Source organism: Pseudomonas sp. BGI-2, assembly GCF_004310295.1.
Classification (GTDB): Bacteria; Pseudomonadota; Gammaproteobacteria; order Pseudomonadales; family Pseudomonadaceae; genus Aquipseudomonas.
The window spans coordinates 98,607-114,441 of the sequence record NZ_SISB01000007.1 but is presented as its reverse complement, the minus strand read 5'-3'; the positions used below and the strand labels follow the sequence as shown (position 1 = coordinate 114,441).

General features: G+C 59.3%; 16 protein-coding genes. 11 read left to right on the top strand and 5 right to left on the bottom strand.

The window, feature by feature from the left end; translation table 11 throughout:
* Positions 1–83: 83 nt before the first annotated feature.
* From zwf to EYC95_RS07360, 4 genes are all read left to right on the top strand, one after another.
* The gene (gene zwf, locus EYC95_RS07375; RefSeq protein ID WP_131059765.1) at positions 84–1,553 is read left to right on the top strand and encodes a glucose-6-phosphate dehydrogenase; all 1,470 of its coding nucleotides are present in this window, start codon (positions 84–86) and stop codon (positions 1,551–1,553) included.
* Positions 1,540–2,253 carry a 6-phosphogluconolactonase gene (gene pgl / locus EYC95_RS07370; protein WP_131059764.1) on the top strand — a complete coding sequence of 238 codons (714 nt, stop codon included), beginning with the start codon at positions 1,540–1,542 and terminating at the stop codon, positions 2,251–2,253. The genes zwf and pgl overlap by 14 nt, the downstream gene beginning before the upstream one ends.
* Positions 2,254–2,270: 17 nt before the next feature.
* The gene (locus EYC95_RS07365) at positions 2,271–2,936 is read left to right on the top strand and encodes a bifunctional 4-hydroxy-2-oxoglutarate aldolase/2-dehydro-3-deoxy-phosphogluconate aldolase (protein WP_131059763.1); all 666 of its coding nucleotides are present in this window, start codon (positions 2,271–2,273) and stop codon (positions 2,934–2,936) included.
* Positions 2,937–3,199: 263 nt separating this feature from the next.
* Positions 3,200–3,925 carry an intradiol ring-cleavage dioxygenase gene (locus EYC95_RS07360; RefSeq protein ID WP_131059762.1) on the top strand — a complete coding sequence of 242 codons (726 nt, stop codon included), beginning with the start codon at positions 3,200–3,202 and terminating at the stop codon, positions 3,923–3,925.
* Positions 3,926–3,927: 2 nt separating this feature from the next.
* Here the strand turns inward: EYC95_RS07360 and EYC95_RS07355 are convergent, their stop codons facing one another.
* Together EYC95_RS07355 and EYC95_RS07350 are read right to left on the bottom strand one after the other, a co-directional pair.
* On the bottom strand, positions 3,928–5,109 hold the full coding sequence (locus EYC95_RS07355; RefSeq protein ID WP_131059761.1) for an aminotransferase class V-fold PLP-dependent enzyme: 1,182 nt from the start codon (positions 5,107–5,109) through the stop codon (positions 3,928–3,930).
* Positions 5,110–5,131: 22 nt separating this feature from the next.
* The gene (locus EYC95_RS07350; protein ID WP_007949456.1) at positions 5,132–5,368 is read right to left on the bottom strand and encodes a DUF3820 family protein; all 237 of its coding nucleotides are present in this window, start codon (positions 5,366–5,368) and stop codon (positions 5,132–5,134) included.
* Positions 5,369–5,571: 203 nt separating this feature from the next.
* On the opposite strand from EYC95_RS07350, the gene EYC95_RS07345 reads away from it, so the two are divergent.
* From EYC95_RS07345 to EYC95_RS07330, 4 genes are all read left to right on the top strand, one after another.
* On the top strand, positions 5,572–6,039 hold the full coding sequence (locus EYC95_RS07345; RefSeq protein WP_131059760.1) for a PA2169 family four-helix-bundle protein: 468 nt from the start codon (positions 5,572–5,574) through the stop codon (positions 6,037–6,039).
* 168 nt (positions 6,040–6,207) lie between these two features.
* Positions 6,208–8,196: an FUSC family protein gene (locus EYC95_RS07340; RefSeq protein WP_131059759.1), complete on the top strand. Its 1,989-nt coding sequence runs from the start codon at positions 6,208–6,210 to the stop codon at positions 8,194–8,196.
* Positions 8,183–8,389 (top strand): DUF1656 domain-containing protein, encoded by a 207-nt coding sequence (locus tag EYC95_RS07335; RefSeq protein ID WP_008151119.1) that lies wholly within the window; start codon positions 8,183–8,185, stop codon positions 8,387–8,389. Before EYC95_RS07340 ends, EYC95_RS07335 begins: the two co-directional genes overlap by 14 nt.
* A 10-nt stretch (positions 8,390–8,399) precedes the next feature.
* Positions 8,400–9,260, top strand: coding sequence for an HlyD family secretion protein (locus EYC95_RS07330; RefSeq protein ID WP_131059758.1), 861 nt, complete (start codon positions 8,400–8,402; stop codon positions 9,258–9,260).
* Between the two features lie 116 nt (positions 9,261–9,376).
* Here the strand turns inward: EYC95_RS07330 and EYC95_RS07325 are convergent, their stop codons facing one another.
* Positions 9,377–9,847 (bottom strand): MaoC family dehydratase, encoded by a 471-nt coding sequence (locus tag EYC95_RS07325; RefSeq protein ID WP_131059757.1) that lies wholly within the window; start codon positions 9,845–9,847, stop codon positions 9,377–9,379.
* A gap of 42 nt (positions 9,848–9,889) precedes the next feature.
* On the bottom strand, positions 9,890–10,834 hold the full coding sequence (locus tag EYC95_RS07320; protein WP_131059756.1) for an alpha/beta hydrolase: 945 nt from the start codon (positions 10,832–10,834) through the stop codon (positions 9,890–9,892).
* 247 nt (positions 10,835–11,081) lie between these two features.
* Here EYC95_RS07320 and fadD2 point away from each other — a divergent pair, with 247 nt between their 5' ends.
* Positions 11,082–12,770, top strand: a complete 1,689-nt coding sequence (fadD2, locus tag EYC95_RS07315) for a long-chain-fatty-acid--CoA ligase FadD2 (RefSeq protein ID WP_131059755.1) — start codon at positions 11,082–11,084, stop codon at positions 12,768–12,770.
* A 414-nt stretch (positions 12,771–13,184) separates the two neighbouring features.
* Positions 13,185–14,885 carry a long-chain-fatty-acid--CoA ligase FadD1 gene (fadD1, locus tag EYC95_RS07310; RefSeq protein WP_131059754.1) on the top strand — a complete coding sequence of 567 codons (1,701 nt, stop codon included), beginning with the start codon at positions 13,185–13,187 and terminating at the stop codon, positions 14,883–14,885.
* Between the two features lie 73 nt (positions 14,886–14,958).
* Here fadD1 and EYC95_RS07305 read toward each other — a convergent pair whose 3' ends face one another.
* Positions 14,959–15,336 carry a hypothetical protein gene (locus tag EYC95_RS07305; RefSeq protein ID WP_109634211.1) on the bottom strand — a complete coding sequence of 126 codons (378 nt, stop codon included), beginning with the start codon at positions 15,334–15,336 and terminating at the stop codon, positions 14,959–14,961.
* Positions 15,337–15,535: 199 nt separating this feature from the next.
* Between EYC95_RS07305 and EYC95_RS07300 the strand changes: the two genes are divergently transcribed.
* Positions 15,536–15,727, top strand: a complete 192-nt coding sequence (locus tag EYC95_RS07300) for a CsbD family protein (protein ID WP_131059753.1) — start codon at positions 15,536–15,538, stop codon at positions 15,725–15,727.
* Positions 15,728–15,835: the final 108 nt, after the last annotated feature.

Here is a 15,835-nt window from a genome sequence, read left to right as displayed (position 1 = left end):
GTTGTGGTTATTACTACATTTTCCCTTGAGTGATGCCTTGAAAAAAGGTATTTGTAGCTTAACTTGATAAAAGAACAAACATCATGCCTTCGATTACGGTTGAACCGTGCACCTTTGCCTTGTTCGGCGCCCTTGGCGATCTGGCCCTGCGCAAACTGTTTCCTGCCCTTTATCAACTCGATGGCGCAGGCCTCTTGCACGAGGATACGCGCATTATCGCGCTGGCCCGTGAGCCTGGCAGCCAGCAGGAACACCTGGCGTTCATCGCCTCCGAACTGCGCCGTTACGTGGGTGCCAAAGAGCTGGACGAAGCTGTGGTCGAACGCTTCCTCGCACGTTTGAGCTACCTGCATGTCGACTTTCTCAAGGCTGACGATTACGTCGCCCTGGCCGAAATGGCTGGCAGCGCTCAGCGTGTGATTGCCTACTTCGCCACGCCGGCTGCTGTTTACGGTGCGATCTGCGAGAACCTGGCGAAGGTCGGCCTGACCGAAAACACCCGCGTGGTGCTGGAAAAACCCATCGGTTCGGACCTGGAATCCTCGCGCAAGGTCAACGACGCCGTGGCGCAGTTCTTCCCGGAGAACCGCACCTACCGCATCGACCACTACCTGGGCAAAGAGACCGTCCAGAACCTGATCGCCCTGCGTTTCGCCAACAGCCTGTTCGAAACCCAGTGGAACCAGAACTACATCTCCCACGTGGAAATCACCGTGGCCGAGAAGGTCGGTATCGAAGGCCGTTGGGGCTACTTCGACAAGGCCGGTCAGCTGCGGGACATGATTCAGAATCACCTGCTGCAACTGCTCTGCCTGATCGCCATGGACCCGCCGGCCGACCTGTCCGCCGACAGCATCCGCGACGAGAAAGTCAAAGTGCTCAAGGCGCTGGCGCCGATCAGCCCGGAAGGCCTGACCACTCAGGTCGTGCGCGGTCAGTACATCGCTGGTTACAGCGAAGGCAAATCGGTTCCCGGTTACCTGGAAGAGCCTAACTCCAACACCCAGAGCGACACCGAAACCTTCGTTGCGCTGCGTGCCGATATCCGCAACTGGCGTTGGGCTGGCGTGCCGTTTTACCTGCGTACCGGCAAGCGCATGCCGCAGAAGCTGTCGCAGATCGTCATCCACTTCAAGGAACCGTCGCACTACATCTTCGCCCCCGAGCAGCGCCTGCAAATCAGCAACAAGCTGATTATCCGCCTGCAACCGGACGAAGGCATTTCCTTGCGCGTGATGACCAAAGAACAAGGCCTGGACAAGGGCATGCAGCTGCGCAGCGGTCCGTTGCAGCTGAATTTTTCCGACACCTATCGCAGCGCGCGGATTCCCGATGCCTACGAGCGGTTACTGCTGGAAGTGATGCGCGGCAATCAGAACCTGTTTGTCCGTAAAGATGAAATCGAAGCTGCGTGGAAGTGGTGTGACCAGTTGATCGCCGGGTGGAAAAAATCCGGTGATGCGCCCAAGCCGTACGCGGCCGGGTCCTGGGGACCGATGAGCTCCATTGCTCTGATCACGCGGGATGGGAGGTCGTGGTATGGCGATATCTAATTTGCAACTGCCTCAGGGCGTCAGCGCCCATGAGTTCAAGAGCCCGGTGCTGCTGGCCGATGGTTTGGCGCTGAATGTGGCCAAGCACCTGAGTGACGCCATCGACGCTCGCGGCACTGCGACGCTGGTGGTGTCCGGTGGCCGCAGCCCCGTAGCGTTTTTCCAGAACCTGGCCAAGCAGAAACTGGACTGGTCCAAGGTTGTCATCACCCTGGCCGACGAGCGCTGGGTGCCGGTGGAGCATGCCGACAGCAACGCAGGTCTGCTCAAGCGTTATCTGCTGCAAGGCCCGGCGGCCAAGGCTCAGTTTCTGAGCCTTTACAGCGCCACCGCGAACCTTGAGCTGGCAGCCGAGCAGGCAGACCGCTTGCTCGCCGAGTTGCCGCCGATCGACGTGCTGATACTCGGCATGGGCGATGACGGTCACACGGCTTCGTTGTTTCCCAACAGCCCGAACCTGGCCGACGCCTTGAAAGTCGACGGTACACGTCGTTGCTATCCGATGCTGGCGCCGACCGTGCCGCATCAGCGCCTGACCATGAGCCGCGCGCTGCTGGCCTCGGCCAAGACCACCGTTCTATCGATTTCCGGTCAGTCCAAGCTGACCACCCTGAGTGCCGCATTGGCCGGTGACGATGTCGCCGCCATGCCGATTCGCGCGTTTCTGCAACCTACGTTAGAGATTTACTGGTGCCCATGAGCCAAGGATCAGCCGCTATGACAATGACATCTCCGACCGTTTCCATGGCGGACAAAGTTGCCCTGATCGACAGCCTCTGCGCCAAGGCGCGGATCCTGCCGGTCATCACCATCGCGCGCGAACAGGACGTTTTGCCACTGGCCGACGCCCTGGCCGCCGGTGGCCTGACAGCGCTGGAAGTGACGCTGCGTTCGCAGTTCGGTCTCAAAGCCATCCAGATTCTGCGTGAGCAGCGTCCGGAGCTGGTGACCGGCGCCGGTACGGTGCTGGATCGCACCATGCTCGCCGCGGCCGAAGCCGCCGGCTCGCAGTTCATTGTCACGCCGGGCATTACCCGTGACCTGCTCGAAGCCAGCGTCGACAGCCCGATTCCGCTGTTGCCAGGTATCAGCAACGCTTCCGGCATCATGGAAGGTTATGGTCTGGGGTATCGCCGCTTCAAGCTGTTCCCGGCGGAAGTCAGCGGTGGCGTTGCCGCCATCAAGGCCCTCGGCGGCCCCTTCGGTGAAGTGAAATTCTGCCCGACTGGCGGCGTCAGCCCGGCCAACATCAAGAACTACATGGCGTTGAAAAACGTGATGTGCGTGGGTGGTAGCTGGATGCTTGATCCCGAGTGGATCAAGAACGGCGACTGGGCCCGCATTCAGGAATGCACCGCCGAGGCACTGGCGCTGCTGGACTGATCAGCTTTTACCCAACACTTCGTTGTGTGTTCTACGGCTTTACGGTGCGCTTGGTCGGTGCACCGTTTTTTTTGCCCGCAAAAAACTTGTAGGAGCGAGGCTTGCCCGCGAAGGCGTCGGTTCAGTCAGCATTGAAGTTGACTGATCCGACGCTTTCGCGGGCAAGCCTCGCTCCTACAGGGGAAATGACGCGATACATAGTTACCGCATCCCGCCGCTCATCCAGCGTTAACCTGCGTTCATCTTATGGAAGAGAGAACGTCATGGACGACAACAACTCCGTTGCACCCACCCCCCCGGTTCACCTGCTGTCTCCCGAGCAAATCGCCGGCCCGTATTTCCGCAATCCGAAACTGATTCGCCGCAACATCAGCGAAAGCGCCGATGGCATTCCCTTGGTGCTGCGACTGACGATTGTCGATGCCATGACCGGCCAGCCTGTGACCGGGGCCCTGGTCGACATCTGGCATTGCAATGCGCGCGGTGCGTATTCGGGCTGGAGCAAGATCAATCCGGACAAGGAAGTCGATGTCGGTGACATCGGCTCGGTCCCGCGCACCGACGACGACACCTATCTGCGTGGCGGGCAATTCGCCGACAAAAAGGGCGTGGTGCGATTTACCACCATCTACCCGGGGTTCTATGCCGGTCGAGCCATGCACATTCATGTCGCGGTACGCATCACGTCCGGCAACAATTTCCTCGACGAGCGACACGTCGCCTGGGTCGGCCAGCTGTACTTTCCCGAACCCGCCTCGCGCTCGGTGCTCAATGCCCGGGAGTACAGCGGCCGATCCTCCTCACCGCTGACCAACAATGAAGACGTTCATTACCGGCATCAGGGCGGCGAGGCCTCGACATTAACGGTCCACACCCTCGGTCGGGACTCGAACGAGGATGGCTTTTTCGGCCACACCACCATCGGTATCGATACCTTCGCCGCGTCGACGCAAATCAAACCGGAGGACTTCGACAAGTACACGGTATGACGTCAGCGCAGTTCGGTCAGCGCCCGGGCTAGCAAATCCATGTCGGCAGCGGTGGTCGTGAGCCCCGGCGTAATGCGAATGCATGGCCCGCTCGCCGCGCCGCTGCGGACCACGGTGAACAGGTTGTAGTCACTGAGCAGCCGCTCGACCATCGCCTGTTGATCGGGATGATGGGTAAAGCGCATCGAGGTAATGCCGCAATACAGTCGCGGGTCATCGGGTGTCATGACATCAATCCCCGACAGCTCGCGAACCGCGCTGACCCACCGGTTGCGCAGGTAGTTGAGCCGTGTGCTCTTGGCCGCAGCCCCACCCATGGCGAGATGCTCCTCGAACACCAGCGACAGCGTCAGCAGCGCAGGGATGTTCGGCGTGCTGTACGGCGTGCGGGCGCGAATATCGGTGACCGGGAAATGCATCTCGCCCATGTCCGGGTCGATGTCGGCCAGGCGCTCGGGGGCTATGTAGATAAAGCCGAGCGTCAGCGGAGCGCCGATCCACTTGTGCAGGTTGAAGCCGGCGAAAGAAACGCCCAGTTCATCCAGGTTGAACTCGACCTGGCCCAGGGCGTGCGCGCCATCGAGGATCACGTCGATTCCGTGTTCCTTGGCGGCGGCAGCGATAGCCTGCACCGGCATGACCAGTCCGGTGCGGTGGGTGACGTGGGTCAGGGCCATTAATTTGAGCTTTGGATAACGCACGAATGCGTCGCGATAGGTGGCCACCAAGCTGTCGTAACTGGCGGGATGCGCGTGGTCGATCTCGATCACTTCCACGCCGCGGTGCCGGGCCAGCCAACGCATTGCACCTTTGACCGTGTCGTACTCCAGATCGCAAATCAGCACCTGATCGCCCGGTTGAAGGCAATTGTAACTGCGGATCAGCGATTGCAATCCGTCCGAGGCGTTGCGGGTGAGGGCCACGGTGTCGGCGGGAACGCCCATCATCCCGGCAAGCTGTGCCCGGATCTTAAGGCTTTCGACCTGTTCGAAACGCTGGCGCACATGCACCGAGTTGCTGCGGTTGATCAGCTCGATGTTGCGCTGGTACTCCTCGACCACGGTGCGTGACATGCGCCCGAAGTAACCGTTTTCCAGGTTGATAGGCCCGGGTTCGACAGCGTAGCGGTCGGCGAAGGTCTTCCAGAAGTGTTCATCACGGGCGCGACGGGTGTTATCGGGCATGGGCTACTCGGTTTCGGCAAGTTCAGTGGCGCGGGGCAGGTTTGCCGTGTTTGGCACGCAGTGGTTCGAGCAGTTCCGACAGACCGTTGTGATCGATCTCCTGCATCAGCGCCAGTAAACCGCCCAGTTCGCCATGCGGGAAACCTTCCCGGGCGAACCAGTTCAGGTATTGGCCGGGCAGGTCGGCAATGATTCGACCCTTGTATTTGCCGAAGGGCATTTCACGGGTGATCAACAGTTCGAGTTTTTCTGGGTTCATCATGGGTCGTCTGAATTCATTCGATCGGGAAAATACAGGCATTCTGCATGCAGGCCAATTGACAGATCATGCAAAAAAAGCGGATACAGATTTCGTCGTTAAACCTATGTCTTTGAAATATAACGAGTAAATTATCTATTCGAAGCTGGCATGCAGGGTGCAACAGCTATTGCATCTTTCATCAACCCGCAAGGAATTGAAAAATGACCGACATGAATAAAGAAGCGATCTCTGTACTCAACGACCTGATTGAAACCAGCAAAGACGGTCAGGAAGGGTTCAAGACTTGCGCTGAAGACATCAAACACCCTGAACTCAAAACCCTGTTCGTGCAACGCTCCACTGACTGCGCCACCGCAGCTGCCGAACTCCAGAGCGCCGTGCGTTCGATGGGTGGCGATCCGGAAACTTCCACCAGCGTCAGCGGTGACCTGCACCGTCGCTGGGTCGATGTGAAAGCGATGTTCACCGGCAAGGATGAAGAAGCCGTGCTGAACGAAGCCGAACGCGGTGAAGACCATGCACTGAAGGCTTACAAAGAAGCCATGGAAAAAATCAACAAGTACAACCTGGTGGGCATTCGTGACATGGTTGAACGTCAGTACCACGGCGTGCAACGCAATCACGATCAGGTGAAAGCCCTGCGTAACCAGGCTCGCGCACGCTCTTAAGCGCTCGTGGCCTGTCAAAAACGCCAGCCAGTCTGGCGTTTTTTTGTGCCCGGGAATTAACGCTGGACGGGTTTTAGATAGCTAGCTAATAATTGTTTTCCAAATGGCTATTCAAATGACGTAGACGAACCCGACTATCGTTAAGTCGTCCTTTCAAGAGTGCTTTTCGTGCCTATCACTTTGCAGGCGTTATTCGCGCCGGACCGCCGCGCACTACAGTTCGCGATCAAGACCCTGATCGGCGGCGGCCTGGCACTGTGGCTGGCATTGCGCTGGGGTCTGGAGCAACCCGCCTGGGCGCTGATGACGGCGTTCATCGTCGCTCAGCCACTGTCCGGAATGGTGGTGCAGAAAGGGCTGGCGCGGCTGTTGGGTACGCTGGTCGGAACGATCATGTCGGTGGTGTTCATGGGCTTGTTCGCCCAGACGCCCTGGCTGTTTTTACTGGCATTGGCGTTGTGGCTCGGGCTGTGTACGGCGAGTTCGACGTTGCTGCGCAGTGCCTGGTCCTATTCCTTTGTGCTGGCCGGTTACACGGTGGCGATCATCGCGTTGCCGGCCATTACTCATCCATTGACGGTGTTCGACCAAGCCGTGGCGCGCTGCACGGAAATCTGTCTGGGCATCCTTTGCGCCACGGCGGCCAGCGCGTTGCTGTGGCCGATGCGGGTCGAGCGGCAACTGGCGGATCAGGCACGAGCCGCCTGGAACAGCGGGATGAATGCTGCGCGTGCCACCCTGGCCGGCGATGCTCAGGCGCGTAAAGGCTTGCTGGAAATTCTCGGACGAATTGTCGCCGTCGATGCCCAGCGAGAGCATGCCTGGTTTGAAGGTGGCCTCGGTCGGCAGCGCGCACGCGCCATCAGCGGTTTGAGTCAGAAGCTCTTGATGCTGCTGCGTATCGCCCGTTCGGTGCGTCGGCAGTGGAAACAGTTGGTGCCACAGGAAGCCGCGCAACTGTTGCCTTGGATGACCGAGGTTCAGGCTGCGCTCAGCGGTGCCGATACCTCGACCCTGCAAGCGTTGCGGCCGAGGTTGCTCGATGCTTCCCATGATCCGCACATCAGCTCCGCGCAGAGTTATTGCCTGGCCCGTTTCACCTTGCTGCTCGATACCGCAATAGCGGCGACGGCGGCGTTGAAAGCGGTGGAGGAGGGCCGCGCAACGGTCGATCCGCCACGCACCCTGACGCCGCACCGCGACCTGTCATTGGCGCTGGTTTTCGGCGCGCGCAGTGCCTTGGCGTTTCTGGTGGTGTCGTGCTTCTGGCTGGCGACGGCCTGGCCCGCCGCGGCCGGCGCATTGGTGCTGACCTGCGTGGTGTGCAGCCTGTTTGCCAGTCGCGAGAACGGTGCGCAGATTGGCATGAGTTTTATGCGCGGGATTTTTCTGGCGATTCCAGCCGCGTTTTTTGTCGGGCAGATTCTGTTGCCGCAATGGAGCGGATTTGCATTGCTGTGCATGGGCATGGGCGTGCCGTTGTTTCTCGGTGCGCTGGGCATGGCCAAACCGCAGATTGGCGCCACGGCCACTTCGTTCTGTCTGCACTTCATCGTGCTGGTGTCGCCGCTGAACGCGATGAAATTCGACGTCGCCACGTTCTTCAACAGCGCCCAGGCGATGGTGGTCGGTGTCGGCGCGGCGGTACTGGCGTTTCATTTGCTGATCCTGCGTAACCCTGTGTGGCATGGCCGCCGCTTGCTGGCGGCGACGCTCGACGATCTGGTACGGCTGACCCGACGCAACCTGCGCGGTGCCGAAAGCTGGTTCGGCGGGCGCATGGCCGACCGTTTGCTGCAACTGGCGCGGCACTATCCCGAGTTGCCGGAACCGGCGCGAAGCCGCTGGGATGACGGCTTGCTCGGTCTCGATATCGGCGATGAATTGCTGCATCTGCGGTTGAGTCTGGCGGTGGCTCAGGCGCCGGTCAGCGCGCCACAGCGACGTTATCTCGACCAGCTGGAAAAAGTACTCGAGCACGGCCCCGCAGGCGACTGCGCCGATGCGCTGGAACAACCCAGCGAAGAATTCTTGAAGACCTTGTACGCGTTGCCGCCCAGCGACGCGGTGAAACTGGCCCAGGGTGCTGTGCTGCAATTGCAAAGCAGCTGGCGCGCCTGGTGCCGTCAACAGGAGCAAAGCCATGGGCTTGCGTGAGTGGTCGGTGGGCGGCGTGCTGCTCAGTCCGTTTCTGATTTATGTGCTGCTGGCACTGCTCGTCACCGGAGCCTTGCGCATGCTGTTGCGCCTGACACCGGTCGGCCGTTGGATCTGGCACGAAGCACTGTTTGATTGCGCCTTGTACGTCTGTGTATTGACCCTCATCACCGTCGTCCTCGGACCATTATAAGGAGTTGAAAATGCGTACTCCCGTACGTGTCGCGGTAACCCTGTGCCTGGTGGCGGTGGCGATCTTTGCCGGCTTCCATTTGTGGCAGTACTACATGCTCACGCCCTGGACCCGGGATGCGCGGATCCGCGCCGACGTGGTGGTGATCGCCCCGGACGTCTCGGGTTGGGTGCGTGAACTCAAGGCGTTCGATAACCAGCAGGTCAAGGCTGGCGATCTGTTGCTGAGCATCGATCGTGATCGTTTCGAAGCGGCGCTGGAGAAGGCCCAGGCGGTGGTGCAGACCCGCCAGCAGCAACTCAATCTGCGCGAACGCGAAGCCAGTCGCCGCGCCAGCCTCGGACCGCAAGCAATCAGTGCCGAGTTGCGCGAGAACGCGCAAATCAACGCCGGCATCGCTCGTGGAGAATTGCGTGAGGCTCAGGCGGAAGCCAAGGTCGCCGAACTCAATCTCGCGCGCAGCCAGGTTCATGCGCCTCGCAGCGGCCACATAACCAACCTGCGTCTGGCCCAAGGCAATTACGTGAATGCCGGGCAACCGGTGATGGCGTTGATCGATGATTCGACCTTCTATGTACAGGCCTATTTCGAGGAAACCAAGTTGCCGCGGATTCGTGTCGGCGATCCGGTGAAGGTCTGGTTGATGAGCGCGGGGGAAGCGCTGGACGGGCATGTGGAAAGCATCAGCCGCGGGATCACCGATCGTAACACTACGCCGGACGGGCAGTTGCTGGCGGAGGTGGAGCCGACGTTTAACTGGGTAAGGCTGGCGCAGCGGATTCCGGTGCGGATCAAGATTGATAAGTTGCCGGAAGGGATGAATTTGAGTTCTGGGATGACGGCGAGTGTGCAGGTGCACGAAGGGCAGTGATACCGAGATGTCACCCTTCGCGAGCAGGCTCACTCCTACATTAGATCGCAGTCATTCTGAGAGAATGCGGTCGAATGTAGGAGTGAGCCTGCTCGCGAAATGCGCCGATAGGCGCTTCAGCCAACGCTGATCGCCGGCAGGGTAGGCAATGTCACCGTCTGCTGCTTGCGCGGCGCAAGAATCTCGGCCTCGCCATCCACCACCAATTCATCGCGCTGGTTGAACACCCGAGTGGCAATCCGCACACGAAACTTCGGCAGTTTCTCCAGGATCTCCAGGCGCACGGTCAGGGTGTCGCCAATCTTCACCGGCTTCTGAAAACTCATCTGCTGACCGATATAAATAGTCCCCGGCCCAGGCAACTCGCAAGCGACGGCAGCGCTGATCAGCGCCCCGCTGAACATGCCGTGGGCGATGCGCTCCTTGAACATGGTGCCAGCGGCGAATTCGGCGTCCAGGTGCACCGGGTTGTGATCACCGGACATCGCGGCGAACAACTGAATGTCGCGCTCTTCGACTGTCTTGCTGTAGCTGGCGGTCTGGCCGACTTCGAGGGCTTCGTAAGGGGTGTTGGTAACCTGGGTCATCTGTTTCAATTCCTGTGACGAATAAAAAAATCCACAAAAAAACTATTCCGATCTGGGTGGCCTACGGTGGCTTAGCGCCTGGGCGATCCAGTTCAACACGTCATTGATCACTTCATCGCGGTTGCTTTCGTTGAACAGTTCATGCCGTGCCTGCGGGTAAATAGTCAGTTGCAGGTGCTGGCTGCCGGCCGCGCGCAGCGCATGGGCCAGATCTTTCAGACGTTTGCCTTCGCTCACCGGATCACATTCACCGCCAATCACCAGCAACGGCAGGCCGGGATCAATCTGAGCGAGATTGGACGCTTTGCTGATTTGCTGCAAGCCGCCGAGCAAATCGATCCACAGCTGATTGGTACAACGAAAGCCGCAGAGCGGGTCGTTGGCGTACAGATCAACTTCCGCCGGATCCCGGCTGAGCCAGTCGAACCGCGTGCGCGCCGGTTTGAATTTTTTGTTGAACGAGCCAAACGACAACCACTCGATCAGCGCGCTGCGGCCCTTGCGCCCTTGGCGCAGGCCTTCGAGCCGGGCAATTTGTCGCGCCGCGCGATAAAGCGCGATCGGCTGGAAGTTCGAACCGCTGAGCACCGCGCCGTGCAGGCTGGCGCTGTGATGCAGCAGATAGGCCTGGGCGATGTAGCTGCCCATGCTGTGGCCGAGCAGCACGATCGGTGCGCCGGGATGTTGCTGGCCGATGTGTTGGTTGAGGCTGGCCAGGTCGCCGACCACTTTGCACCAGCCATCGTCGTCGGCGAAATGGCCGAGTGTCCCGTTTTCGGCAGTTTTGCCATGTCCACGCAGGTCCGGCGCGTAGACGCCGTAACCCTGCTGGCAGAGTTTTTCCGCGAGGCGGGCGTAGCGACCGCTGTGTTCCGCCATGCCATGGGCCAGCAGGATCACGGCTTTTAAAGGTGGATCGGGCAGCCACTGGTTGACGTAGAGGCGGCTGCGGTCACTCGCGGTCAGCCAAAAAGTGTCGTGGATCATGGCGATTCCTTTGCATGGGGCTGCCGGGTGGGAAAACAGCTTCGATGCATTGTATAGCGCATCCTGCGCCTGCCGTCTGATCAGGCCACGCCGCTGCAGCAAGATTCATGCGGTCAATGACGGCCGTTGGCATATTTGCCTGATTCGCTATAGCTGCTAGTGTCCGTGAAGCCCCGCTCTTCGCTCTTTGTTTTGAAGAAGGACAGAAAAGCGGCTCGGATAGGCTCAGGTAAAGAGGACAAGAACAATGCAACCTGATTTCTGGAATGACAAACGCCCGGCCGGTGTGCCCCTGGATATTGACCTTGGGGCCTATAAGTCGGTGCTTGAGGTGTTCGAGCGTTCCTGCAAGAAATTCGCTGATCGCCCCGCCTTCAGCAACATGGGCGTGACCCTGACCTACGCCGAACTGGAACGCTACAGCCTGGCGTTCGCCGGTTACCTGCAAGCCCACACCGACCTGGTGCCGGGGGATCGCATTGCGGTGCAGATGCCCAACGTCCTGCATTACCCGATTGCCGTATTCGGTGCCTTGCGCGCCGGGCTGATCGTGGTCAACACCAACCCGCTGTACACCGCGCGGGAGATGCGTCATCAGTTCAAGGACTCCGGCGCCCGGGCGCTGGTGTACCTGAACGTGTTCGGGCAAAAGGTCCAGGAAGTGCTGCCCGACACCGATATCCAGTACCTGATCGAAGCGAAGATGGGCGACTTGATGCCCAGTGCCAAGGGCTGGCTGGTCAACACCATGGTCAGCAAGGTCAAGAAGATGGTCCCGGCGTATTCCTTGCCGCAGGCGATTTCCTTCAAGAGTGCGCTGCGTCTTGGCCGGGGCCTGGGCATCAAGCCGCTGAACGTCAGCCTCGACGACATCGCGGTGTTGCAATACACCGGCGGCACCACGGGCCTGGCCAAGGGCGCGATGCTGACCCACGGCAACCTGGTGGCGAACATGCAGCAGGCGCGGGCGTGCCTCGGGCAGTTCGGCAGCGACGGTCAGCCGCTGCTGCGCGAAGGTCAGGAAGTGATGATCGCGCCGCTGCCGCTGTACCACATCTATGCGTTCACGGCGAACTGCATGTGCATGATGGTGACCGGTAACCACAACGTGCTGATCACCAATCCTCGCGACATCGGCGGCTTCATCAAGGAGCTGAAGAACTGGCGGTTTTCGGCGCTGCTGGGGCTGAACACGCTGTTTGTCGCGCTGATGGATCACCCGGACTTCAAGACCCTGGATTTCTCCAGCCTCAAACTCACCAACTCCGGCGGCACCGCGCTGGTAAAGGCCACCGCCGAACGCTGGGAACAGCTCACCGGTTGCCGCATCACCGAAGGTTACGGCCTGACCGAAACCTCACCGGTGGCCTGCACCAACCCGTACGGCGACAAATCGCGTATCGGCACGGTCGGCCTGCCAGTGCCGGGCACCACGCTGAAAGTGATCAACGATGAAGGCGTCGAGCAGGCCTTGGGCGAACGCGGCGAACTCTGCATCAAGGGCCCGCAGATCATGAAGGGCTACTGGCAGAAACCGGAAGCCACCGCCGAGGTGCTGGATGCCGAGGGCTGGTTCAAGTCCGGTGATATCGCGGTGATCGACCCGGATGGTTTTGTGCGCATTGTTGATCGCAAGAAAGACATGATCATCGTCTCGGGTTTCAACGTGTACCCGAACGAGATCGAAGACATCGTGATGGCTCACCCGAAAGTCGCCAACTGCGCGGTGATCGGCGTGCCGGACGAGCGTTCGGGGGAGGCGGTGAAGTTGTTTGTGGTGGCCCGCGAATCGGGGGTCAGCCTTGAAGAGCTGAAGGCTTACTGCAAGGAAAACTTCACGGCGTACAAAGTGCCCAAGCACATCGTGTTGCGTGAGTCGTTGCCGATGACGCCGGTGGGCAAGATCTTGCGGCGGGAGTTGCGGGATATCGCCTGATCGTTGAATGGCCGCGCTTCGCGCGTTCGCGGGCAAGTCGGATCGCCGCATCGCACGCTCCCACAGGGTTTTGTGTCGTTCACCGATACTGTGAACACCACCGAACCCGTAGGAGCGAGGCTTGCCCGCGAAGCTTTTAAAGATCTGAAGCCCCGGTTTCAGAGGCTTTTCAGGGTGGTATAGAATCTTTGCTCTAAAATGACCGCTAGCAATTCTTGAGTCACTATTGTGACCATAGAGGCCGTTTTTGGCTCTGGTCGACCCTTGGCAAAGCTGCTACTCTCGGCGCGCTTTGTGACTTCTCGGGCTTGTAAAAGCGCCGGACTCACCAACAAAAAGATACCAACAAACACACACCAATAATAATCGCATCAAATGCGGTGCTGAATTCGCGTTGCTGAGGAGTGGGCTTCCATGAACGAAGACTTTTGGAAGGATAAGTACCCTGCCGGGATTGCTGCCGAGATCAATCCTGACGAGTATCCGAATATTCAGGCAGTGTTGAAACGATCCTGCCAGCGTTTCGCCGACAAACCGGCATTCAGTAACCTGGGCAAGACAATTACCTACGGTGAACTGTACGAATTGTCCGGTGCCTTTGCCGCTTACCTGCAACAGCATACCGACTTGCAGCCGGGCGATCGAATCGCCGTGCAACTGCCCAACGTGTTGCAGTACCCGGTCGCTGTGTTCGGTGCCATCCGCGCCGGGCTGATCGTGGTCAACACCAACCCGCTGTACACCGCGCGGGAAATGGAACATCAATTCAACGATTCCGGTGCCAAAGCCCTGGTCTGCCTGGCCAACATGGCGCATCTGGCCGAGACCGTGGTGCCGAAAACCGGCGTCAAGCACGTGATTGTCACCGAAGTGGCGGACCTGCTGCCACCGCTCAAGCGCCTGCTGGTCAACAGCGTCATCAAGTACGTGAAGAAGATGGTCCCGGCGTATCACCTGCCCAAGGCCATCAAGTTCAACGACGTGCTGAGCAAGGGCCACGGCCAGCCAGTGGCAGAAGCCAATCCGGCCAGCAGCGACGTTGCCGTGTTGCAATACACCGGTGGCACAACCGGCGTGGCCAAGGGCGCGATGCTGACCCATCGCAACCTCGTCGCGAACATGCTGCAGTGCAAGGCGCTGATGGGTTCCAACCTCAACGAAGGCTGCGAGATCCTGATCACGCCGCTGCCGCTGTACCACATCTATGCGTTCACCTTTCATTGCATGGCGATGATGCTGATCGGCAACCACAACATCCTCATCAGCAACCCGCGCGATTTGACGGCGATGGTCAAGGAACTGTCGAAGTGGAAGTTCAGCGGTTTCGTCGGCCTCAACACTTTGTTTGTGGCGCTGTGCAACAACGAAAGCTTCCGCAAGCTGGATTTCTCCGCACTGAAAGTCACCCTGTCCGGCGGCATGGCCCTGCAACTGGCCGCGGCCGAGCGTTGGAAAGCGGTCACCGGTTGCGCCATCTGCGAAGGTTACGGCATGACCGAAACCAGCCCGGTAGCCACCGTGAACCCGATTCAGCACATTCAGATCGGCACCATCGGTATTCCGGTGCCGTCGACCGTGTGCAAAATCATCGACGATGCCGGCGTTGAGCAGCCGTTGGGCGCAATCGGCGAACTGTGCGTGAAAGGTCCGCAAGTGATGAAGGGCTATTGGCAGCGTCAGGACGCCACCGATGAAATGCTCGACAGCGAAGGCTGGTTGAAAACCGGTGACATCGCGCTGATCCAGCCTGACGGCTACATGCGCATCGTCGATCGCAAGAAAGACATGATCCTGGTTTCCGGTTTCAACGTGTACCCGAACGAACTGGAAGATGTGCTGGCGACCCTGCCGGGCGTGCTGCAATGCGCGGCCATCGGTGTGCCGGACGAGAAGTCGGGCGAGGCGATCAAGATCTTCATCGTTGCCAAACCGGGCGTGACGTTGACCAAAGAGCAGGTGATGGAGCACATGCGTGCGAACGTGACCGGCTACAAGGTCCCGCGCTCCGTGGAGTTCCGCGACGCGCTGCCGACCACCAACGTCGGCAAGATCCTGCGCCGCGAGTTGCGCGACGAAGAATTGAAGAAGCTCGGCGCCAAGAAGGTAGGCGCGTAACACACAAGAAGCCCCGCAGATGCGGGGCTTCTTGTTGCCTGACTGTTCGTTCCCACACGTGGGAACGATCTCTTTAGAGGCGGAACGGCGCGAAATTGACGTTGGTGCCCGCCGGGCGCATGTCTTGCAGGTACGAATCCTTGTCCGCGCTCAGTTCCAGGCTCAAAGCGGCTTTGCGCTTGCCTTCGTTGCGCACCACCAGGCCTTCAAGCTTCTCGCGCAGGAACACCGTCGGCACTTTCAGGTGCAGCAGTTCGTCAGTGTCTGGCGTGTGCATCAGCAGGTGAACCCATTCGTACTGACCAATGGCCAGGCGCGCCACCGGGATATCGAACCACCAGATGTTGCGGTTGCGGTTCAGTTCGGTGAAATGGCAGTTGTTGACGCCAAGCACAGCACCGCCGAGTTCCTGGTTTCTGCGGGCAATGGCCTGCTTTTTATCGAGTTTCATAACATTCCTACGGGATTGGATCTTCAGCGCATGGCCTGAATACGTTGCGCATTCTCGGGGGTTGGTCGGCAAACATAAAGCCTGATCTGCACTGAACGATGAAATGTGTGGCTGAAAATAAATGAAACTCCGTGCAAACGCCTCCGGTCAATCTTTGTGTAACGACCTTTCTCATTGATTTGTTCACAGGAGAAACACCATGAGCAGCACTGGCGATAAAGTAAAAGGCATGGCCAACGAAGCCGCCGGCAACGTTAAGCAAGGCGTCGGCAAGGTCACTGACAACACCAAACTGCAAGCCGAAGGCAAAGTGCAGGAAAAGAAAGGCGAGGCCCAGCAAGCGGTCGGTAAAGCCAAGGACGCTATCAAGAAAGGCGTCGACAAGGCTTGATTCGGCCTTTGGTGAGCAACATGAACGGCCATCCACGGATGGCCGTTTTTGTGTCAGCCTGAACTTGCGCACGGAAATTGTTTCAAAGTCGCCAAGTAGGCTACTTTG